The 20427-nt window shown below is 72.0% G+C and carries 20 protein-coding genes and 1 pseudogene; 7 read left to right on the top strand and 14 right to left on the bottom strand.

Features of this window, described 5'->3' with window-relative positions:
• The first annotated feature begins 137 nt into the window (after positions 1-137).
• Positions 138-1346, top strand: a complete 1209-nt coding sequence (locus tag C8054_RS20640) for a DUF349 domain-containing protein (protein ID WP_107159113.1) — start codon at positions 138-140, stop codon at positions 1344-1346.
• Between the two features lie 349 nt (positions 1347-1695).
• Positions 1696-3327, top strand: coding sequence for a cellulase family glycosylhydrolase (locus C8054_RS20635; RefSeq protein ID WP_107159111.1), 1632 nt, complete (start codon positions 1696-1698; stop codon positions 3325-3327).
• A gap of 100 nt (positions 3328-3427) precedes the next feature.
• On the opposite strand, the gene miaB is transcribed toward C8054_RS20635, so the two are convergent.
• From miaB to selD, 3 genes are all read right to left on the bottom strand, one after another.
• A complete protein-coding gene (gene miaB / locus C8054_RS20630) occupies positions 3428-4927 on the bottom strand; it encodes a tRNA (N6-isopentenyl adenosine(37)-C2)-methylthiotransferase MiaB (protein ID WP_107159109.1) in 1500 nt (499 codons plus the stop codon).
• A gap of 76 nt (positions 4928-5003) precedes the next feature.
• On the bottom strand, positions 5004-5483 hold the full coding sequence (locus C8054_RS20625) for a hypothetical protein (RefSeq protein ID WP_107159107.1): 480 nt from the start codon (positions 5481-5483) through the stop codon (positions 5004-5006).
• A gap of 203 nt (positions 5484-5686) precedes the next feature.
• A complete protein-coding gene (gene selD / locus C8054_RS20620; RefSeq protein WP_107159105.1) occupies positions 5687-6670 on the bottom strand; it encodes a selenide, water dikinase SelD in 984 nt (327 codons plus the stop codon).
• Between the two features lie 208 nt (positions 6671-6878).
• Between selD and C8054_RS20615 the strand changes: the two genes are divergently transcribed.
• The 4 genes from C8054_RS20615 (at position 6879) to C8054_RS20600 (ending at position 10173) form a co-directional block, all read left to right on the top strand.
• Positions 6879-7625, top strand: coding sequence for an amino acid ABC transporter ATP-binding protein (locus C8054_RS20615; RefSeq protein ID WP_107159103.1), 747 nt, complete (start codon positions 6879-6881; stop codon positions 7623-7625).
• A gap of 51 nt (positions 7626-7676) precedes the next feature.
• Positions 7677-8543 (top strand): glutamate ABC transporter substrate-binding protein, encoded by an 867-nt coding sequence (locus tag C8054_RS20610; protein WP_107159100.1) that lies wholly within the window; start codon positions 7677-7679, stop codon positions 8541-8543.
• A gap of 80 nt (positions 8544-8623) precedes the next feature.
• The gene (locus C8054_RS20605; RefSeq protein WP_107159098.1) at positions 8624-9298 is read left to right on the top strand and encodes an amino acid ABC transporter permease; all 675 of its coding nucleotides are present in this window, start codon (positions 8624-8626) and stop codon (positions 9296-9298) included.
• Complete coding sequence (locus C8054_RS20600; protein ID WP_107159096.1) at positions 9298-10173, top strand: amino acid ABC transporter permease; 876 nt, start codon at positions 9298-9300, stop codon at positions 10171-10173. Before C8054_RS20605 ends, C8054_RS20600 begins: the two co-directional genes overlap by 1 nt.
• A gap of 73 nt (positions 10174-10246) precedes the next feature.
• Here C8054_RS20600 and rny read toward each other — a convergent pair whose 3' ends face one another.
• The 8 genes from rny to C8054_RS20560 form a co-directional block, all read right to left on the bottom strand.
• A complete protein-coding gene (gene rny, locus C8054_RS20595; protein WP_107159094.1) occupies positions 10247-12013 on the bottom strand; it encodes a ribonuclease Y in 1767 nt (588 codons plus the stop codon).
• 441 nt (positions 12014-12454) lie between these two features.
• Entirely contained in the window at positions 12455-13198 is a 744-nt protein-coding gene (locus tag C8054_RS20590; RefSeq protein ID WP_107159091.1) for a 3-keto-5-aminohexanoate cleavage protein, read from the bottom strand.
• A 40-nt stretch (positions 13199-13238) separates the two neighbouring features.
• Positions 13239-13931: a regulatory protein RecX gene (locus C8054_RS20585; RefSeq protein WP_107159088.1), complete on the bottom strand. Its 693-nt coding sequence runs from the start codon at positions 13929-13931 to the stop codon at positions 13239-13241.
• A gap of 11 nt (positions 13932-13942) precedes the next feature.
• Positions 13943-14992 (bottom strand): recombinase RecA, encoded by a 1050-nt coding sequence (gene recA / locus C8054_RS20580; RefSeq protein ID WP_107159085.1) that lies wholly within the window; start codon positions 14990-14992, stop codon positions 13943-13945.
• Positions 14993-15177: 185 nt separating this feature from the next.
• Complete coding sequence (locus tag C8054_RS20575; RefSeq protein WP_018785963.1) at positions 15178-15378, bottom strand: DUF3046 domain-containing protein; 201 nt, start codon at positions 15376-15378, stop codon at positions 15178-15180.
• Positions 15379-15382: 4 nt separating this feature from the next.
• On the bottom strand, positions 15383-16687 hold the full coding sequence (locus tag C8054_RS20570; protein WP_107159266.1) for an MFS transporter: 1305 nt from the start codon (positions 16685-16687) through the stop codon (positions 15383-15385).
• Positions 16688-16692: 5 nt separating this feature from the next.
• Positions 16693-17835 (bottom strand): acyl-CoA dehydrogenase family protein, encoded by a 1143-nt coding sequence (locus tag C8054_RS20565; RefSeq protein WP_107159083.1) that lies wholly within the window; start codon positions 17833-17835, stop codon positions 16693-16695.
• A 47-nt stretch (positions 17836-17882) separates the two neighbouring features.
• Complete coding sequence (locus C8054_RS20560; protein WP_146179947.1) at positions 17883-18383, bottom strand: hypothetical protein; 501 nt, start codon at positions 18381-18383, stop codon at positions 17883-17885.
• 103 nt (positions 18384-18486) lie between these two features.
• Between C8054_RS20560 and C8054_RS20555 the strand changes: the two genes are divergently transcribed.
• Entirely contained in the window at positions 18487-19143 is a 657-nt protein-coding gene (locus tag C8054_RS20555; RefSeq protein ID WP_107159079.1) for a 4a-hydroxytetrahydrobiopterin dehydratase, read from the top strand.
• Between the two features lie 13 nt (positions 19144-19156).
• Here C8054_RS20555 and C8054_RS31760 read toward each other — a convergent pair whose 3' ends face one another.
• The 3 genes and pseudogenes from C8054_RS31760 to C8054_RS20545 form a co-directional block, all read right to left on the bottom strand.
• Positions 19157-19474: a hypothetical protein gene (locus C8054_RS31760; protein WP_146179946.1), complete on the bottom strand. Its 318-nt coding sequence runs from the start codon at positions 19472-19474 to the stop codon at positions 19157-19159.
• A 46-nt stretch (positions 19475-19520) separates the two neighbouring features.
• A complete protein-coding gene (locus C8054_RS20550; RefSeq protein ID WP_107159077.1) occupies positions 19521-20219 on the bottom strand; it encodes a UdgX family uracil-DNA binding protein in 699 nt (232 codons plus the stop codon).
• Positions 20220-20313: 94 nt separating this feature from the next.
• Positions 20314-20427, bottom strand: a pseudogene (locus C8054_RS20545) (IS5/IS1182 family transposase); the annotation flags it as partial.

The raw sequence follows: 20427 nt of genomic DNA, 5'->3' as shown, positions 1-20427 counted from the left end.
CACCGTATGGTCACGGTCGACGACAGGCGCTCGACACGGACGGGGGCGGACCTGTGACAATGCCGGGAGAAAGTTTGCTGCGCCGTGGCGGCGACCGAGGGCTGTTCCCTCGGCGCCGGGAGAACGAGGATGGGCACATGAGCGACTGGACTGCCTTCGGACGGGTCGACGAGGACGGCACCGTCTACGTCAAGACCGCCGAGGGCGAGCGGGTGGTCGGATCCTGGCAGGCGGGGGCCCCGGAGGAAGGGCTCGCCCACTTCGCCCGGCGCTTCGCCGACCTGGTGACCGAGGTGGACCTGACCGAGGCCCGGCTCAACTCGGGCGCGGCCGATGCCGGCCACTCGCTGACCACGATCCGCCGGATCCGCGCGTCACTTCCCGAGGCGCACGTGGTCGGGGACATCGACGCCCTGGCCGCCCGGCTGGACAAGCTGGCCGCCGTCGCCGAGGAGAAGGCCGGCGAGGCCAAGGCGGCCCGGGAGGCCGCCCGGGGCGAGGCGCTGACCCGCAAGACCACCCTGGTCGAGGAGGCCGAGAAGCTGGCCGCCGAGTCGACCGGCTGGAAGACCGCGGGCGACCGGCTCAAGGAGATCCTCGACGAGTGGAAGACCATCCGCGGCGTCGACAAGAAGACCGACGGTGAGCTGTGGAAGCGGTTCGCCGCCGCACGGGACGGCTTCACCCGGCGCCGGGGCGCCCACTTCGCCTCCCTCGACCAGCAGCGCAAGCAGGCGCAGACGGTCAAGGAGGAGCTGGTCGCCGAGGCCGAGAAGCTCAAGGAGTCCACCGACTGGGGCGTCACCGCCGGCCAGCTCAAGGACCTGATGGCCCAGTGGAAGGCCGCGCCGCGCGCCGCCAAGGAGGCCGAGCAGAAGCTCTGGGAACGGTTCCGGGCCGCACAGGACGAGTTCTTCACCCGCCGCAGCGAGGTCTTCTCGGCGCGGGACAACGAGCAGAAGGTCAACCTGGAGCGCAAGCAGGCGCTGCTGGTCGAGGCCGAGGCGCTCGACGTCGACGGCGACCCGAAGGGCGCCCAGGCGAAGCTGCGGGAGATCCAGGCGCAGTGGCACGAGGCCGGCCGGGTGCCCCGGGAGGCGGCCGCCGGTCTGGAGCGCCGGCTGCGGGCGGTGGACGAGAAGGTCCGCCAGGTGATGGACTCGGCGTGGCGGCGCACCTCCAAGGAGGACAATCCGCTGCTGGCGCAGATGCGCGCCCAGGTGGCCGAGGCCGAGGAGCGGCTGGCCCGGGCGCAGGCGGCCGGCGACACCCGCCGCATCAAGGAGGCCGAGCAGGCGCTGGCATCCAAGCGCCAGTTCCTCCAACTGGCCGAGCAGGCCGGCTGACCCCTCCCTTCCCCCTTCCCCGCGCGCACATTCACGGAAAGAGTGCCTATTCCACGCCGGATAGGCACTCTTTCCGTGAATCAGCGTGGAAAGGAGGCAGGGTGCGGGGGTGTGTTGACGCATCGAGGTGGGCTGATCAGAATGGGCGGCGGAGTCAGGTTGTGACGCCGGCGCAGGGCGTCGACGGGTGATCATCACCGTCGAGGAGCGCCGGTGTTTCCCCGCGGGTGGCCGTCCACGTGACCGGCCCGGCGGACGCTGTCCGCGTACTCGATGACGAGCGGGTCGGGCCTCCTGGTCCTGCCGCCCGCGGCGCCCGAGCGGCGCGGGCATCCGAAGTGGAGCTCCCATGCACCGACGCACCGCCCTCGGCGGCGCCCTGACGGCGCTCGCCACCGCCGCGGCCGGCATCCTCGTCGCCGCGGCCGTCAGCACCACCCCGGCCGTCGCCGCGGCCGGCGGCACCGGCACCGGTTACCTGCACACCAACGGCAACAAGATCGTCGACAGCACGGGCGCTACCGTCCGGCTGACCGGCATCAACTGGTTCGGCATGGAGACCGACAACAGGACGTTCCACGGCCTGTGGTCGAGCAACCCGTGGCGCGGCCAGCTCGACACCATGGCCCGGTTGGGCTACAACACGCTGCGCATCCCGTTCTCGAACGACTCCATCAAGCCCGGCGCGACGGCGACCGGGATCAACGACTTCGTCAACCCGGACCTGATCGGGCTCTCCCCGTTGCAGATCCTGGACAAGGTCATCGACTACGCGGGCAGCAAGGGGATGCGCGTCATCCTGGACCGGCACCGGCCGACCTCGGCCGGGCAGTCGCCGCTCTGGTACACCTCGGGCGTGTCCGAGGCGACCTGGATCGCCGACTGGAAGACGATGGCCCAGCGGTACGCGAACAACCCGACGGTGATCGGCGCGGACCTGCACAACGAGCCGCACGCCGAGGGCACCAACCCGGCCGCCACCGGCGCCTGCTGGGGCTGTGGCGACACCGCCCGGGACTGGCGGCTCGCCGCCGAGCGGGCCGGCAACGCGATCCTCGGCGTGCAGCCCAACTGGCTGATCTTCGTGGAGGGGGTGAGCTGCCCGAGCGGCGGCCTGTCGAACGTCTGGGACAACGACCCCAGCAACGACGAGGACTGCGGCTGGTGGGGCGGCAACCTGTCCAAGGCCGGGCAGTTCCCGGTCCGGCTGAACGTGGCGAACCGGCTGGTCTACTCGCCGCACGAGTACGCCACCTCGGTCTACCGGCAGGCCTGGTTCGACGACCCGAGCTACCCGGCGAACATGCCGGCGATCTGGGACAAGTACTGGGGTTACCTCTACAAGCAGAACATCGCGCCGATCATGATGGGCGAGTTCGGCACCACGCTCCAGGACCCGAAGGACAAGGTCTGGCTGGAGAACCTGATGGCCTACACCGGCACCGGGGTCAACGGCATGTCGTTCACCTACTGGTCGTGGAACCCGAACTCGGGTGACACCGGCGGCATCGCCAACGACGACTGGACCACCGTCAACCAGGCCAAGCAGGCCATCCTCCAGCCGTACCTGATCCCGCCGACGGGTGGCGGCAGCACCAGCAGCCCGTCCCCGACCGGCACCCCGAACACCTCGCCGGCACCGACCACGCCGGCACCGACGACGCCGGCGCCCAGCGGCGGCTGCACCGCCAGCTACAAGCAGACAAACGCCTGGGCCGGCGGGTTCCAGGGCGAGCTGACCGTCAAGAACACCGGCAACGCCGCGCTGAACCCGTGGTCGGCCACCTGGACGTGGCCGTCCGGGGTGACGCTTGCGAGCGGCTGGAACGCCACCGTCACGCAGTCCGGCACCACGGTCACGGCCGCGGCGCCGAACTGGGCGTCGTCGCTGGCGCCGGGCGCCTCGGTGACCGTGGGCTTCACCGCCAACGGCACCGCCGCCGCCCCCGCCACCGTCAAGCTCAACGGCACCGCCTGCTGATGGTGTAAGGAGGGGCCCCTTCTTAACGCATACGGTATAGAAGGGGCCCCTTCTCACATCGAGCTGTTAAGAGGGGGCCCCTCCTTACCCCGGGGCGGGGTCAGTGGGCGGCGCAGCCGCCGGTGGGGGCGGGCGACTCGGCCGGCGCGCCGACCGTCGGCAGCCCGAGCAGCACCCCTGGCGTACGCGGGGCGCGTCCCGCCTCGGCCGCGTCGCCGGCCCGGGTACGCCGGTGCGCCACCGGTGCCCCGTCCGCGTTGAGGTGGTGCGGGGCGGCGTACGTGACAGTGGTGTGCACGATGTCGCCGGGGCGGATCCGCCCGGCCAATTCACCGGTGGCGAAGTGCACGAGCCGGCCGTCGCGGGCCCGGCCGGACATCCGGCCGGTGCGCTCGTCCTTGCGCCCCTCACCGACGGCGACCAGCACCTCGACGGTCTCGCCGACCAGCTTCCTGTTCTCCGCCCAGGTGATCTCCTCGACACAGGCGATCAACCGCTCGTAGCGCTCCTGCACGACCTGCTTGGGGAGCTGGTCGGCCATGGTGGCCGCCGGGGTGCCGGGGCGCTTGGAATACTGGAACGTGAACGCCGACGAGAACCGGGCCTCCCGGACCACGTCGAGGGTCTGCTGGAAGTCCGCCTCGGTCTCGCCGGGGAAGCCGACGATGATGTCGGTGGTGATCGCCGCGTCCGGCATCGCCGCCCGGACCTTGGCGATGATCCCCAGGTACTTCTCCGACCGGTACGAGCGGCGCATCGCCCGCAGCACGTCGTCGGAGCCGGACTGCAACGGCATGTGCAGCGAGTGGCAGACGTTCGGCGTCTCGGCCATCGCGGCGATCACGTCGTCGGTGAAGTCCTTCGGGTGCGGGCTGGTGAAGCGGACCCGCTCCAGCCCGTCGACGTCGCCGCAGGCGCGCAGCAGCTTGCCGAACGCGTACCGGTCGCCGAACTCCACGCCGTAGGAGTTGACGTTCTGCCCGAGCAGCGTCACCTCCAGCACGCCCTCGGCCACCAGCGCGCGCACCTCGGAGAGCACGTCGCCGGGGCGGCGGTCCTTCTCCTTGCCGCGCAGCGACGGCACGATGCAGAACGTGCAGGTGTTGTTGCAGCCGACGGAGATGGAGACCCAGCCCGCGTACGTCGACTCGCGCCGGGTCGGCAGCGTGGACGGGAAGACCTCCAGCGACTCGAGGATCTCCACCTCGGCCGCCGCGTTGTGCCGGGCCCGGTCCAGCAGCGCCGGCAGCGAGCCGATGTTGTGCGTGCCGAAGACGACGTCCACCCAGGGCGCCTTGCGGACGATCTCGCCGCGGTCCTTCTGGGCCAGGCAGCCGCCGACCGCGATCTGCATCCCGGGGTGCTTCGTCTTGACCGGGCGCAGGTGGCCGAGGTTGCCGTAGAGCCGGTTGTCGGCGTTCTCCCGGACCGCGCAGGTGTTGAACACCACCACGTCGGGCTGGTCGGCGGACTCGGCGGCGCGCACGTAGCCGGCGTCTTCGAGCAGGCCGGAGATGCGCTCGGAGTCGTGCACGTTCATCTGGCAGCCGTACGTGCGCACCTGGTAGGTGCGCGGGCTGCCCGCGGCTGCGGTAGTCATGACCCGGACAGCGTATCCGGGCCACCCGGACCGCCCCACCCCCGTGTCCCGCCCGGCGGGTGGGGGTGGGGGCCGGTCAGGCGGCGGCCAGCGCGGGGGCGATCGAGTCGGGGGCCCACCGGGAGCGGTGGCACTGCGACCAGCCCCGGCAGCCGGGGTCGGCAAGCGTGCAGAGCCGCTGGTCGCTGAGCACCTCGCCGTCGTCGGTCTCGACCACGTCGAAGTGCACCGGGCGGATCGTGCCGTCCGGGGCGACCAGCAGGTGCCGGCCGGCGTCGAGCGTGTCGTCGCGCATCAGGCAGTTGCGGCCGAGCACCCGGGCCAGGGCCGCGATGGCGGGCAGCTCGGGCAGGCGTTCGGGCACGCCGTAACAGTCGACCACGGTGCCGTACGCCCCGGGCGCCTCCCACACGTCGCAGACCACCGCGTACGCGGGCAGCCGGACCGGGTCGGCGACGGCGAGCGGCATCACCACCCGGCCGAGTGCCTCGGCCAACGCCGGGTAGACCTCCACCGGCGCACTGCCGTCGATTCTCCAGTTCCACAGCTCGGTCATGCCGCCTCCTCGCTGCGCTCGTCCCACCGGCCTCCGGATCGGGCCTTACTGACGATGGTGGGGGGCATTTGACCTCGACCGGGGGCAAGTTACCGGTCTGTGACCATTCCGGGCAAAATTTCCCCTGGGCGACGTTGCCCTGAGTAGCGGGAAGATGACAGTTTATCGGGTACGGTGTCGCGTCCAGACCGATGCCACGCCGGTCAGCGCAGCCTGATCAACGTGTCGGAGGCGGGCAGCAGCTCGCCGACCACCGTGCCGCCCGGTACCTCGCCGGCCACCAGCAGCCCGCCCGAGGTCTGCGCGTCGGCCAGCAGCAGCCGCTCGGCCTCGTCGGCGTCGCCGAAGTCGGTCCACGGCGTCACCCACTCCAGGTTGCGCCGGGTGCCGCCGCTGACGTAACCGTCGCGCAGCGCCTCCCGCGCGCCCTCCAGGTACGGCACCGCGGCGGTGTCGATCGCCACCGTGAGCCGGCTGGCGCGGGCCAGCTTCGAGGCGTGCCCGAGCAGCCCGAAGCCGGTCACGTCGGTGCCGCAACGAATGCCGGCGGCCACCGCGGCGCGGGCGGCGTCCCGGTTGAGCCGGGTCATCGAGTCGACCGCCGCCGCGAAGCGCTCCCCGGTCTGCTTGTGCCGGGTGTTCAGCACGCCGACGCCGAGCGGCTTGGTCAGCGACAGCGGCAGCCCGGCCCGCCCGGCGTCCAGGGTGATCAACTCGTCCGGGTGGACCAGCCCGGTGACCGCCAGGCCGTACTTCGGGCCGTCGTCGTCCACACTGTGCCCGCCGGCCAGGTGGCAGCCCGCCTCGCGGGCCACATCCTGCCCGCCGCGCAGCACCTCCCGGGCCAGCTCCAACGGCAGTACCTCCCGCGGCCAGCACAGCAGGTTGAGCGCGACGAGCGGGGTGCCGCCCATGGCGTACACGTCGGAGAGCGCGTTGACGGCGGCGATGCGGCCCCAGTCGTACGCGTCGTCGACGACCGGGGTGAAGAAGTCGGCGGTGGTCACCAGGCCGGTGCGCTCGTCCAGCCGGACCACCGCGGCGTCGTCGCCGTTCTCCAGCCCGACCAGCAGCTCGGCGGCGCCGCCGCTCGGGCCCAGCCCGGCGACCATCGCCTCCAGCTCACCGGGCGGGATCTTGCAGGCGCAGCCGCCGCCACGGGCGTACTCGGTGAGCCGGAACGTCATCGCTCCATGATCTCCGCGAGACGGCGGCGTCGCCACTCGGGCACCCCGGTCGGGGACGGAATTGGGACCCGCCGGCACACCGGTGACCGGTGTTACCGCTCCGTGACCAACTGAGTTGCGTTCCGCCACATCACCCCGCTTACAGTTGCCCAACCGGGGGTCGACCGACCCCCTGTTCCGGCACGGACGACAGGGACGGTGGACGATCGTGACGACGGGCGACCCGCTGATCGTGCTCGACGGGGTCAACAAGTGGTTCGGGCCGCTGCACGTGCTCGACGACGTGTCCCTCTCCGTCGGCCGGGGCGAGGTGGTCGTGGTGATCGGCCCGTCCGGCTCCGGCAAGTCGACGCTGTGCCGCGCCATCAACCGGCTGGAGCCGATCAACGACGGCACCATCACGTTCGACGGGCAGCCGCTGCCGGCCGAGGGCAAGCCCCTGGCCAAGCTGCGCAGCGAGGTCGGCATGGTGTTCCAGTCGTTCAACCTCTTCGCGCACAAGAGCATCCTGGAGAACGTCACGCTCGGGCCGGTCAAGGTCCGCAAGGAGAAGCCGGCCGCCGCCCGCGAGCGCGGCCTGGCCCTGCTCGACCGCGTCGGCATCGCCAACCAGGCGGACAAGTACCCCGCCCAGCTCTCCGGCGGCCAGCAGCAGCGGGCGGCCATCGCCCGCGCGCTGGCCATGCAGCCCAAGGCGATGCTCTTCGACGAGCCGACAAGCGCGCTCGACCCGGAGATGGTCGGCGAGGTGCTCGACGTGATGACCTCGCTGGCCCGCGACGGCATGACCATGGTGGTGGTCACGCACGAGATGGGCTTCGCCCGGCACGCGGCCAACCGCGTCATCTTCATGGCCGACGGCAAGCTCGTCGAGGACGCGCCACCGGCCGAGTTCTTCGCGAACCCGCGCAGCGAGCGGGCCAAGGACTTCCTCTCCAAGATCCTCACGCACTGAGCGTCCGTAGTGGAGTCGTCCCCGGCGGCTCCGTCGAAGAAGGAGATGAGTATGCGTATGAAGCGCGTGGCGGCGGTAGCCGCGGCGGCGACCTTGGCGCTCGGCATGAGCGCCTGCGGCGGCGACGGGGACAGCGGGTCCGGCAGCGGCGGGGCCAAGGGCATCATCGGCAAGGCCCAGAACCAGAAGAAGCTGGTCATCGGCGTGAAGGCCGACCAGCCGGGTCTCGGCATCCAGACCGGCAGCCAGTACGAGGGCTTCGACGTCGAGATCGCCAAGATCGTGGCCAAGGGCCTCGGCGTGGACGCCGGCAACATCGAGTGGAAGACCACCGTCTCGGCCAACCGTGAGCCCTTCATCCAGCAGGGCACCGTCGACCTGGTGGTGGCCACCTACACCATCAACGACGAGCGCAAGCAGAAGATCAACTTCGCCGGGCCGTACTACATCGCCGGCCAGGACCTGCTGGTCAAGGCCGACTCCACGCTGACCGGCCCGGAGGCGCTCGACGGCAAGACGGTCTGCTCGGTCACCGGCTCGACCCCCGCCAAGCGGATCCAGACCGAGCACCCGAAGGCCAAGCTCCAGCAGTTCGACTCGTACTCGAAGTGCCTGCCGCTGCTGGAGAGCGGCAAGATCGACGCGGTGACCACCGACGACATCATCCTGGCCGGCTACGCCGCGCAGTCCCAGTACGCCGGCAAGTTCAAGGTGGTCGGCAAGCCCTTCTCCAGCGAGCCCTACGGCATCGGCCTGAAGAAGGACGACAAGGACGGCTGCGAGAAGGTCAACGAGATCCTCAAGACCGCCGCCTCGGACGGCTCGTACAAGGCCGCCTGGGACGCGACCCTGGGCAAGAGCGGCACGGCCGCGCCCGAGCTGGACACCACGAAGCTGACCAACTGCGGCAGCGTCTGACCTGATCCGGGGGCCGGCATCCGCACGGGTGCCGGCCCTGGTCTGTCAGGACGCCGACGACGTGCCCCGGGAGTCGACGCATGCACGTATTCGCTGATCCGACCAACCTCGACGCGTACCTGTCGGGCTTTCTCTGGATCCTCAAGCTGACCGGCGCGTCGGCGGTCCTCGCGCTGGTGCTCGGCGTGCTCCTCGCCGCCTTCCGGGTCTCCCCGGTGCCGGTGTTGCGGGGCGTCGGCGCGGCCTGGGTCAACATCTTCCGCAACACGCCGCTGACGCTGATCATCTTCTTCTGCTACTTCGGCCTCTTCACCACGCTCGGGCTGACTCTCTCCGACGACCTCGACCAGAACAACTACTGGCTCGGCGTGGTCGGCCTGTCGGTCTACACCGCCGCGTTCGTCTGCGAGGCGGTCCGGTCCGGTATCAACACCGTCCCGCCCGGTCAGGCGGAGGCGGCCCGTGCGATCGGGCTGACCTTCTTCCAGACCCTCCGGATCGTGGTGCTCCCGCAGGCCGGCCGGGCCGTGGTCGCCCCGCTGGGCAGCGTGCTCATCGCGCTGTGCAAGAACGCGACGATCGTCGGCACGATCGGCCTGATCGAGGCGTCCAGCGTGATGAAGGACCTCATCAACAGCAACGGCGACGCGGTGATCGCGATCTTCGCCGTCTTCGCCGGCACCTTCGCCGCGCTCCTCATTCCGACCGGCTACTTCTTCGGCTGGCTGGCCAACCGACTGGCGGTGAAGCGCTGATGAGCACCAGCACCGTTCTCTACGACCACCCCGGGCCCCGGGCCCGCGTCCGCAACGCGGTGCTCAGCGTTGTGTTCGGCGTCGGCCTGGTGGCGTTGCTCTGGTGGGTCTACGCCAAGTTCGACCAGGCCGGGCAGTGGGAGGGCAGCCTCTGGCAGCCCTTCACCGAGGCATCCACCTGGACCCAGTTCATCTGGCCCGGCCTGCGGCAGACCCTGTTCGCCGCCGCCACCGGCATGGTGCTGTCGCTGGCCTTCGGCATCCTGTTCGCGGTCGGCCGGCTCTCCGACCACTGGTGGGTCCGGGTTCCGGCCGGCGCGATCGTGGAGTTCTTCCGCGCCGTCCCGCTGCTCCTCATGATCTTCTTCATCTTCTACGGTGTGCCGTTCCTGATCCAGGGACCGGTGTCGGCCTTCTGGTCCGTGGTCGTCGGCCTCACGCTCTACAACGGGTCGGTGCTCGCCGAGGCGTTCCGCGCCGGCATCCGCTCGATCCCGGCGGGCCAGGCCGAGGCGGCCTACGCCGTCGGCATGCGCAAGAGCCAGGTGATGCAGTTGATCCTGGTGCCGCAGGCGGCCCGCGCCATGCTGCCCGTGATCGTCAGTCAGCTCGTGGTGCTGCTCAAGGACACCGCGCTCGGCTACATCGTGGCCTTCCCCGAACTGCTCCAGCGGGGCGTCAACGACCTGTCCGCGAACCGCGGGAACGTGGTCGCCGCGGCGATCGTGGTGGCCCTCATCTACATCGCCATCAACTCACTGGTGACCGCGCTGGCGAACTGGCTCGACCGGCGTACCCGCCGACGCGGATTCCGGGTCCCGAAGCAGGCGACGGCACCGCGGGACGACGCTCAGGTGACCGAACCACAGGGTTGAGCGAGGGCGCCCACAGACACCGAACGCAGCGTGGGGATGGCGGCCGGCACCGGCCACCATCCCCACGCGTCCGTCAGCGGGCGATCTCGGTGACCCGGGACTCGCGCACCACCGTCACCCGGATCTGCCCCGGATAGGTCAGCTCCTCCTCGATCTGCTTGGCCACGTCGCGGGCCAGCACCGCCGCGCCGATGTCGTCCACGTCGTCCGGCTTGACCATCACCCGGATCTCCCGACCCGCCTGCATGGCGAAGACCTTCTCCACGCCGAGCTTGCCGGCCGCGATCTCCTCGATCCGCTCCAGCCGCTTGACGTACGCCTCCAGGCTCTCCCGCCGGGCCCCGGGCCGCCCGCCCGAGCAGGCGTCCGACGCCTGGGTGAGCACCGCCTCGATGGTCTGCGGCGGCACCTCGTTGTGGTGCGCCTCGATGGCGTGCACCACGTCCTCGGCCTCGCCGTACTTGCGGGCCAGGTCGGCGCCGATGATGGCGTGGCTGCCCTCCACCTCGTGGGTGAGCGCCTTGCCGATGTCGTGCAGGAACGCGCAGCGCTTGATGGTCGCCACGTCCAGGCGCAGCTCCGCGGCCATGGTGCCGGCGATGTGCGCGGTCTCCACCAGGTGCTTGAGCACGTTCTGCCCGTACGACGTCCGGTAGCGCAGCCGGCCCAGCAGCGTGACCAGCTCCGGATGGATCTCGGTGATGCCCACCTCGACCAGGGCGTCCTCGGCGGCCCGGTGACACAGCTCCTCCACCTCGTGGCGGGCCAGGTCGTAGACCTCCTCGATCCGGTGCGGATGGATCCGACCGTCCAGCACCAGCTTCTCCAGCGTCAGCCGGCCGACCTCCCGGCGGACCGGGTCGAAGCAGGAGAGCAGCACCGCCTCGGGCGTGTCGTCGATGATCAGGTTGACGCCGGTGACCGACTCGAAGGCGCGGATGTTGCGCCCCTCCCGGCCGATGATCCGGCCCTTCATCTCGTCGCCGGGCAGGTGCAGCACGCTGACCACGCTCTCCGCGGTCTGCTCGCTGGCCACCCGCTGGATGGCGTCCACCACGATGTGCCGGGCGCGCTGCTCAGCGGTGCCCCGCGCGTCCGACTCGATCTCCCGGACCAGCAGCGCGGCCTCCCGCTTGGCCTGTCCCTCGATCGACTCGACCAGCTCGGCCCGCGCGGCGTCGGCGGTCAGCCCGGCCACCCGTTCCAGTTCGCGGCGGCGCTGCTCCTCCACCTCGGTCAGCGCCCGCTCGCGCTCGGCCAGCGCGGCCTCCCGGGCGGCGAGCGCGGCGGTCGCGGCGGTGAGTTGCCGCTCCCGTTCGGCGAGCCGCTCCACCTCCTCGGTGTGCAGCCGCTCCCGCTCGTCCATCCTCGCCGCCCGGCGCTCCACCTCGGCGGCCTGCTCGCGGGTGGTGGCGGCGAGCACCGCGACCTCCCGCTCGCCGCTGCGCCGGGCGGTGGTACGCAGCTGCTCGGCGTCCGCCTCGGCCTGCTTGTGCGCCCGCTCCAGCACGGTGTCGGCCTCGGCGCGGGCGTCGTCGAGCACCCGTCGCGCCTCGGCGCGGGCGGCCTTCGCCTCGGCCTTCGCGCCAGCCGCCTCGGCCCGGGCCGCGGAGGCCGCCGACTTCGCCACGTCGATGGTGCTGTTGACCTCGTCGGCGGCGGTCCGCAACGCGGCCAGGGACTGTTCCTGCCGGTCCTTCTCCGCGATGAAGGCCGGGTCCTCCGGTGCCGGGGCCATGCTGAGCCGCTGGAGCGTCCGCACGCCGAACAGCACGGCACCGACCACCACCACGACCAGCAGCAGCACCACCACGAGGAGGACGACGTCGAAGGCGCTCATCGCAGACCGCCGGTGAACCTGTGCCGCCGCGCCATGGCCGCCTCCCCTGAACGTCGGCGCCGCAGGACACGCGCCGACGGGCACGCGCCTGCGACTCTGGACGCCCGACCGGAGCGGCTGGCTGTGCGCAGCTTTCCGTCGGCGGTGCCCCTTCGGGGGGAACCGCCGGCGGCCGGTTGCAGTTGTCGGTCGCTCCGGACCCGGTCCGGAGCTGCCGTCAAGGGCCGGTGAAGCTGGCCAAAGTGATGCTGTTCTGTTACGCGATCTATGTTGTGCGCTTAGCCTGCGCTGGTCGGGCAAAGTGAGCCTGTATGGCGAGGCTAGGTCGCGAGGACCCGTTCGGTCAAGGAGTCATGATCAAACCACCCGGACGGAGAGAAGTTGAGCCGTCACGGAGTGCTGAGAATATGCCGGACAGGGCCGGACAAACCTCGCCGCCCGTCATCCTAGCGTGACGTTTCCCGGCTGCTCAGACCCCATCCCCCGGAGCATGATCGCCCGGGCGGCGGAGACCAGGGCGGTGTTGTCCGGCGCGCGGCTGCCGTCCGGGAGCAGCAGCGTGTCCTCCAGGCCGATGCGGGTGTGCAGGCCCCGACGGACCGCCTCGGCGAACACCGGCCAGGTGGCCGGGCCCTCGCCGTGCAGCAGCACCGGCGGGCACCCGGACGGCAGCGCGGCGAGGATCGCCACCGCGTCGGCGAGCGCCGCCTCCTCCGGTTCGGCCATGCACTCCACGAGGACCCGGCCGGTCGGAGTCGGCCAGCGACGCCACGCGTCGACCGCCGCCATCGTCCAGAGGCCGGCCTCGACCATGACGCCGCGCTCGTGCAGGGCCGCCGCGACCGCCGCCGCGCCCGGTTCGTGGGCGTTGACGGAGGCGAAGTCGGGCCGCACCGACCAGGCGCGCACGGCGGCCACCCGCTCGGCCGGGTCGGGCACGATCCAGGCGCCGGTACTGACCCCGACCGGCAGGCCGGGGCAGGCGGCCCGGACGGCGTCGACCGCCGCGGCGATCACGGCCGGGTCGAGGGACTCGACGCCGCTGTCGTCGCGCGGGTGCACGTGCACCGCGGCCACTCCGGCGGCCGCGCAACGGGCGGCGTCGGCGGCCAACTCGGCCGGGGTGAGCGGGACGGCGGGGTGCTCGTCCCGTCGCCGCCCGCCGTTCAGACACGCCTTCAGCACTGATCCGCACCCTTCTCCACGACGTCGGCCGCCCGGACGGTCAGTCGTGCGGGCGGGCGTCGAGGTCGTTCTCCGCGTCGGCCAGGGCGTCGGCGTCGATGTGCTCGGCGAACTCCGCCGCCTCGGCGCTCTGCGCGGCCAGCGCGTCCTTCACCGCGCGGATCGCCACGCCGGCCGGGTAACCCTTACGCGCCAGCATGCCGACCAGACGCCGGAACACCGCGTCGGGCTCGCCCCGGGCGGTGCGCAGCTTCCGGTCCACGAGGGCACGGGCGGTCTCCGCCTCGGCCTCCTCGTCGATCCCGTCCAGCGCCGCGCCGGCCAGCTCGTCGTCGACGCCCTTGCGGCGCAGCTCGTTGGCGAGCGCCCGGCGGGCCAGCCCACGGCCGGTGTGCCGGCTGCTCACCCAGGCCTGGGCGAAGGCCGCGTCGTCGACGATGCCGACCTCGTCGTACCGGTCGAGGACCTGCTCGGCCACCTCTTCGGAGATGCCGCGCCGAGCGAGCGCGCCGGCCAGCTCGGCCCGGGTCCGCGGTCGGGTGGCGAGCTGCCGCAGGCAGATCTCCCGGGCCAGCTCGGCCTCGTCGCGGGCCGGAGCCGGAGCCTCCCCCGGATCGGACTCCGCCGCGCGACCACGGCGGCCACGGCGGGGCTGCGGCGCGCCGGTGGCGTCACCCGTACGGGATGGGCTGGCATCCCAGCCCCGTCCCGTACGGGCGCGTCGTCCTGCCACTGGTCAGCGGATCAGAAGTCGACCGGCGGCAACTCCGGGCCGCCGGCGGCGTCGCCCGCACCACCGGTGCCGACGCCGAGCTTCTCCAGGATCTTCTTCTCGATCTCGGCCGCCACGTCCGGGTTCTCGCGGAGGAACTCGCGGGCCTTCTCCTTGCCCTGGCCGAGCTGGTCGCCGTCGTAGGTGTACCAGGCGCCGGACTTGCGGATGATCGCCTGCTCCACGCCGACGTCGATCAGGGAGCCCTCACGGGAGATGCCCTTGCCGTACATGATGTCGAACTCGGCCTGCTTGAACGGCGCGGCGACCTTGTTCTTCACGACCTTGACCCGGGTGCGGTTACCGACCACGTCGGTGCCGTCCTTGAGGCTCTCGATGCGGCGCACGTCGAGCCGGACCGACGCGTAGAACTTCAGCGCCCGACCACCGGTGGTGGTCTCCGGGCTGCCGAACATCACGCCGATCTTCTCGCGGAGCTGGTTGATGAAGATCGCGGTGGTGCCGGTGTTGTTGAGGATGCCGGTGATCTTCCGGAGCGCCTGGCTCATCAGCCGGGCCTGGAGGCCGACGTGGCTGTCGCCCATCTCGCCCTCGATCTCGGCGCGCGGCACCAGGGCCGCGACCGAGTCGATCACGATGATGTCGATCGCGCCGGAGCGGACCAGCATGTCGGTGATCTCCAGCGCCTGCTCGCCGGTGTCCGGCTGGGAGACCAGCAGGGCGTCGGTGTCGACGCCGAGCGCCTTCGCGTACTCCGGGTCGAGCGCGTGCTCGGCGTCGATGAACGCGGCGATGCCGCCGGCCCGCTGGGCGTTGGCCACCGCGTGCAGGGCGACGGTGGTCTTACCGCTGGACTCCGGACCGTAGATCTCGACCACCCGGCCGCGGGGCAGACCGCCCACGCCGAGCGCCACGTCGAGCGCGATGGAGCTGGTGGGGATGACCGCCGTCTGCACGACGGGCCGCTCCCCCAGCCGCATCACCGAACCCTTGCCGAACTGCTTGTCGATCTGAGCGAGAGCAAGGTCTAGCGCCTTCTCCCGGTCAGGACCTGCCGCCATCGTTGCCACCCCTGCCTTCGCCGGCGTCTTTCCTGAGCTTCGCGTCACGCGGGACACGCTAGGCGCTGGGTCCGACAGAAAACCAGCCGACGGGCCGTGAGCTGTGGACGAGCACCCCGCTGTGGACAATAGCCGAACAGGTGTACGACTGGGCAAGCGACACGCGGAACCAGAGAAAAGGCTGCTCAGCGTAGTCGCGCGGGCACGCGGTCGGGATACGCGGCGACCACCGCGCGCCACACCACGTGCGTTTCCTCACCAGCCGCGAGCGCCTGCTCGACGGTCCGCCCGCCGAGCTGCGACAGCACCTGGTCGCTGGCGATGCTGGCCGCGTAGCCCGGCCCGAACGCCTCCTCCAGACGCGTCCAGAAGTCGGTCAGCCGCACGTGTTCAGCCCTCCTCGTCGAGTGGTTCCGCGCCGGGACGCCGCACCGCCAGCGCCACCAGCGGCACCACCGCGATCGCCGCCAGCAGGGTGAGCGTCGGGTACCCCACGGCCCGCATGACGAACCCGCTCACCGCCGCCGCGCCCGCCCCGGCCAGCCCCATCAGCAGGTCGGACAGGCCCTGCACACCGGGCCGGTCGGCGGCGGGCACCGACTCCGACAGCAGCGTCGAGCCCGCCACCATGGTGCCCGACCAGCCCAGCCCGAGCAGCGCCAGCCCCACCGAGAGCGGCGGGGTGTGGTGCCCGGCGGTACCGGCCACCGCGCACGCGGCCAGCAGCAGCGCCACGCCGCCGAGGATCACCGGCCGCCGGCCCAGCCGGTCGGTCAGCCAGCCCACCACCGGCGAGAACGCGTACATGCCGGCGATGTGCAGGCTGAGCACGATGCCGACCACCCGCAGCACGTCCGCGTCGGAGTGCCACTCGCCGAGATGCACCGGGGTCATCGACATCACCGCGACCATCACCAGGTGCCCCACCGCGACCGCGGCGATGCCGAGGCGGGCGGCCGGCCGCCGGCGTACCGTCCGCCACGCGGCGACCATGCCGCCGCGGCGGGTGACCGCCCGGTCGGGGCCGGCGGGAGCGGCCGGTTCGGCCGCCGCCAGCCGGCGCGCGGTGCGCAGCGGGTCCGGCCGGAGCAACGCGAAGAGTACGACGGCGGCCAGCACGAACGCGACGGCGCTGAAGACGAACGGCCCGGCCAGCGTCGGCACGCCCCAGCCCCGGGTGGCGTCGTCGGCGAACGAGGCGAGGTTCGGCGCGGTCACCGAGCCGATGGTGGTGGCCCAGACCACCAGCGACAACTGCCGGCCCCGACGCGCCGGCTCGGCGAGGTCCACCGCCGAGTAGCGGGCCTGGAGGTTGGCCGCCGTGCCGCCGCCGAACAGCAGCATGCCGACGAAGAGCAGCGGCACCAGACGGGTCACCGCGGCGGCCACCACCAGCATGCCGCCGGTCGCGCCGACCAGGTAGGCCAGGACCAGCCCGGGGCGCCGCCCGCGCGCCGCCATCAGCCGGGTCACCGGCACGGCGAGCAGCGCCGCGCCGACCACCCCGGCGCTCTGCGCCAGCCCGGCCAGGGCGGTGCCGGCGATCCGGGCGGCGAGCAGCGCGCCGACCGAGATGCCGATGGCCACGCCGAGGCCGCCGACGATCTGGGTGAGGAAGAGCAGCCGGAGGGTACGCCGCTGGATGGCGGCGACGTCGGGCCGGGGCGGGGCCGGCGCGGTCAGGTCGGTGGCCATGGTGTTCACAGACCCAGCCCTCGGCCGATGATCTCCTTCATGATCTCGGTGGTGCCGCCGTAGATGGTCTGCACCCGGCTGTCCAGCCACGCCTTCGCCACCGGGTACTCCGCCATGAAGCCGTACCCGCCGTGCAGTTGCACGCACCGGTCGGCGACCCGGGTCTGCAACTCGGTGGTCCACCACTTCGCCTTCGCCGCGTCGGTCACCGAGAGCCGGCCCGCGTCGTGCTCGGCGACGCAGTGGTTCACGAACGTCCGCGCGATGGTGACCTCGGTGTCCAGCTCGGCCAGGAGGAACCGGTTGTGCTGGAACGAGCCGATCGGGCGGCCGAACGCCTCCCGCGAGCGGGCGTACTCCAGCGTGAGCGCGAGCAGCTTCTCGCAGGCCGCCACCGCGGCGACAGCGATGCTCAGCCGCTCCCGGGGCAGGTTGGCCATCAGGTGGTAGAAGCCCTGGTTCTCGGCGCCGATCAGGTTCTCCGCCGGCACCCGGCAGTCGTCGAAGAACAGCTCGGCGGTGTCGTTGGCCTTCAGCCCCACCTTGGCCAGCCGGCGCCCCCGGCCGAAGCCCGGCGTGTCCCGCTCCACCACCACCAGGCTCACCCCGTGCGCGCCCTGCTCCGGGGCGGTCTTCACCACCACCACCACGAGGTCGGCCAGCTCGCCGTTGGTGATGAACGTCTTCTGGCCGTTGAGCACCAGCGAGTCACCGTCGCGGACCGCGGTGGTGCGGATGCCGGCCAGGTCGCTGCCCGCGCCCGGCTCGCTCATCGCGATCGCGGTGACCAGGTCGCCCGAGCAGAAGCCCGGCAGCCAGCGCTCGCGCTGGTCGGCGGTGGTCAGCTCGGTCAGGTACGGCGCCACCACGTCGTTGTGCAGGCCGAAGCCCAGACCGGTGCAGCCGGCCGCGATGATCTCCTCGTCGAGCACCGCGTTGAACCGGAAGTCGCGCTGCCCGCCACCGCCGTACGCCGGGTCCACGTCCGGGCCGAGCAGCCCGGCCGCGCCCGCCTTGCGCCACACCGCGCGGTCGACGATGCCCTCGGCCTCCCACCGCTCGTGGTGCGGCACCGCCTCCCGGGCGAGGAACCGACGGCACAGGTCCCGGAACTCGTCGTGCACGGGCTGGTAGAGATGCTGCTCCATGGCGGCCAGTCTGGCACCGCTCACCCACCCTGGACAGGGCCCGCCGGTCAGTACAGCGCCGCCCGCAGCCGGCGTTCCCGGAAGCGGGTACGCGCGGCCTCGGCCAGCACCGCGACCAGGATCACGCCGAACCCGATCGCGCTGGCCGTCCGCCCGACGTGCACGGCGAGCCCGATCAACGCGCCGAGGAACAGCGTGCCCAGGACGGCGCCCCACAGTGCTCCCCGGCGTACCGCCGGCAGGTCGTCCGTGACCGCCGCCCGTCCCGCCTCGCCGGTGGGCGGCTCGCCCCGGCGCAACGCGGCCCGGGTCACCCCCCAGGCGGCGGCCCGTTCCGCCTCGGCGGCCGTACGGTGCCGCCGGCCCATCCGGCTCATCACGAACGGGAAGATGATCCCCCAGATCACCCCGTTCAGGCCGGCTCTGACCAGCGCGACGAGCACGGACCCGTCCCGCTCCTCCCACAGGCGCACCGGCAGCCAGCCGAGCGTGGCGAGGACCATGAACAGCACGTACGGCGCGGGTGGGCCGAGCCTCACCAGGGACACGACACGGTCGTTGGCGGCCATGGCGGGGCTCTACCCCCGGGCGTCTGCGGGTAATCCGGTGTGGACGGTGGCGGGCGGGCCCCCGCGCAGTCAGGATGGCCGGATGGCCACGCTGACCGGAGCACAGATCGCCGACGCCGGGCTGGACGGGTGGACGTACCTGCTGGGCGCGTTGCACACCCGCATCCGTACCCCCGACTTCGCGGCCGGGTTGGCGTTGGTGGCCGCGGTCGGCGCGGAGGCCGAGCGGGTGGACCATCATCCCGACCTGGACCTGCGCTACACCTTTGTGGACGTGCGGCTGTGGTCGCACGACGTGGGCGGCGTCACCGGGCGGGACCTGCGCCTGGCCCGGACGATCTCGGCGCTCGCCGCCGACGCCGGCCTGTCGCCGTCCCCGGCCGGGCTGTCCCGCCTGGAGTTCGCGCTGGACAGCCCGGAGCACGCCGTCGTCGCGCCGTTCTGGCGGGCGGTCCTGGCGGGGGAACGACCGGGCGGCACGGACGCCACCGACGACGAGGTACGCGACCCGGCCGGCGCGCTGCCCACGATCTGGTTCCAGGCGTCCGGCCGCGAGGAGCCCCGGCAGCGCTGGCACCCGGACGTGTGGGTCGACCCAGCCGCTGTCGCGGCGCGCATCGAGGCGGCGCTCGCGGTCGGCGGCACGCTGGTCAGCGACGCGGAGGCCCCGAACTTCTGGGTCCTCGCCGACCCGGACGGCAACCGGGTCTGCCTGTGCACCTGGCAGGGACGCGCCTGACCCGGCGGCTCTCTCAGCGGGCGGGGAGCCGCACCCGGTCGTCACCCACGGCTCGATGCGCCACCCGCAGGCTGGCGCTGGTGTTCGCCCCGGAGACCTCCAGGCGTTCGTCGCCGCGATCAAAGAACGGATTCGACACGCCGCTGAGGCGCGGCTCGTGCGGTCGGCGTGTCAGGGGAGGGGAAGACATCACCTCGATGTCGTATGCCTCTGAGGTCATAATTATGACACAGAGGCATATCGCATTCAGGTGACAGGTCGCCCGGCCCGACCGGATCGCCGGATCGCCGAACCGCGCCAGAACAACAAGCGCCGGTAGAGGCATGTCCATGCCGGGAACACCATTCAGATCGGGAGCGGGAAGAACGCGGCCGACCTCAGCGCAGCACGCCGGCCGCCACCTTGAGGTCGGCGACCAGGCCCTCGTACGCGATGTCCTGGTTGTCGGCGCGCAGCACGGCGGACGGATGGATGGTGGCGAGCAGCCGGGTGTCCGGCGCGTCGGCGACCGCGCCGGACCGGTCCACCGGCACCCGCGCGAAGTCCTCCGGATGCTGGGCGGCGGCCGGCCAGGGCAGCAGCTCGCCGCGTTGTCTCGTCACCCGGAACGTCGGGCCGAGCAGCGCCTTGGCGGCGGTGGCCCCGAGCACCACCACGACCTCCGGGCGCAGCCGGGCGAACTCGGCGACCAGCCAGGGCCGGCAGGCGGTGATGTGCACCCGGTCCGGGGTCTGGTGGATGCGCCGCCTGCCGCGCAGCTCGAAGCGGAAGTGCTTGACGGCGTTGGTCAGGTAGATCTGGCCGGGGTCGAGGCCGGCGTCGTCCACGGCCTTACGCAGCAGTCGGCCGGCCGGGCCGACGAACGGCAGGCCCTGCTGGTCCTCCACGTCGCCCGGCTGCTCGCCGACGAAGACCACCCGGGCACTCTCGTCGCCCCGGCCGAAGACGGTCCGCGACGCGTCCCGGTACAGCTCGCAGCCGCGGCAGCAGGCCGCCGCGGTCCGCAGCGCGTCGATGGTGTCCGCCGACGGCGGGATGAACTCCTGCGCGCCGGGTGCGTTCTCGGTCTCGGCCATGCGGACCGTTCTACCCCGTCCGCCGGCCGGCACGCGGCATCTGCCGGCGCGTGTTAAGCGGGGGCCCCTGCTATACCGGAGGCGTTAAGAACTCCTAACTCTGGGGGCGTTGGAGTTGGCGCCAGCAGATGAGGGAGCAGGCGAGGCTGAGGAAGGCTTCGTGGATGTCGTCGCGGATTTCCCAGCGGATGCGTAGGCGGCGGAACCA

It is taken from the genome of Micromonospora sp. RP3T, assembly GCF_003027925.1.
Taxonomy (GTDB): Bacteria; Actinomycetota; Actinomycetes; order Mycobacteriales; family Micromonosporaceae; genus Micromonospora.
Note: the sequence above shows the minus strand (reverse complement) of the source record. Positions and strands in the feature narration are given on the sequence as shown.

Coding starts and splice junctions, on each gene's coding strand:
- C8054_RS20640 (WP_107159113.1), top strand. CDS start 138: ATGAGCGACTGGACTGCCTTCGGACGGGTCGACGAGGACGGCACCGTC.
- C8054_RS20635 (WP_107159111.1), top strand. CDS start 1,696: ATGCACCGACGCACCGCCCTCGGCGGCGCCCTGACGGCGCTCGCCACC.
- miaB (WP_107159109.1), bottom strand. CDS start 4,927: ATGACTACCGCAGCCGCGGGCAGCCCGCGCACCTACCAGGTGCGCACG.
- C8054_RS20625 (WP_107159107.1), bottom strand. CDS start 5,483: ATGACCGAGCTGTGGAACTGGAGAATCGACGGCAGTGCGCCGGTGGAG.
- selD (WP_107159105.1), bottom strand. CDS start 6,670: ATGACGTTCCGGCTCACCGAGTACGCCCGTGGCGGCGGCTGCGCCTGC.
- C8054_RS20610 (WP_107159100.1), top strand. CDS start 7,677: ATGCGTATGAAGCGCGTGGCGGCGGTAGCCGCGGCGGCGACCTTGGCG.
- C8054_RS20605 (WP_107159098.1), top strand. CDS start 8,624: ATGCACGTATTCGCTGATCCGACCAACCTCGACGCGTACCTGTCGGGC.
- C8054_RS20600 (WP_107159096.1), top strand. CDS start 9,298: ATGAGCACCAGCACCGTTCTCTACGACCACCCCGGGCCCCGGGCCCGC.
- rny (WP_107159094.1), bottom strand. CDS start 12,013: ATGAGCGCCTTCGACGTCGTCCTCCTCGTGGTGGTGCTGCTGCTGGTC.
- recA (WP_107159085.1), bottom strand. CDS start 14,992: ATGGCGGCAGGTCCTGACCGGGAGAAGGCGCTAGACCTTGCTCTCGCT.
- C8054_RS20570 (WP_107159266.1), bottom strand. CDS start 16,687: ATGGCCACCGACCTGACCGCGCCGGCCCCGCCCCGGCCCGACGTCGCC.
- C8054_RS20565 (WP_107159083.1), bottom strand. CDS start 17,835: ATGGAGCAGCATCTCTACCAGCCCGTGCACGACGAGTTCCGGGACCTG.
- C8054_RS20555 (WP_107159079.1), top strand. CDS start 18,487: ATGGCCACGCTGACCGGAGCACAGATCGCCGACGCCGGGCTGGACGGG.
- C8054_RS31760 (WP_146179946.1), bottom strand. CDS start 19,474: ATGGACATGCCTCTACCGGCGCTTGTTGTTCTGGCGCGGTTCGGCGAT.
- C8054_RS20550 (WP_107159077.1), bottom strand. CDS start 20,219: ATGGCCGAGACCGAGAACGCACCCGGCGCGCAGGAGTTCATCCCGCCG.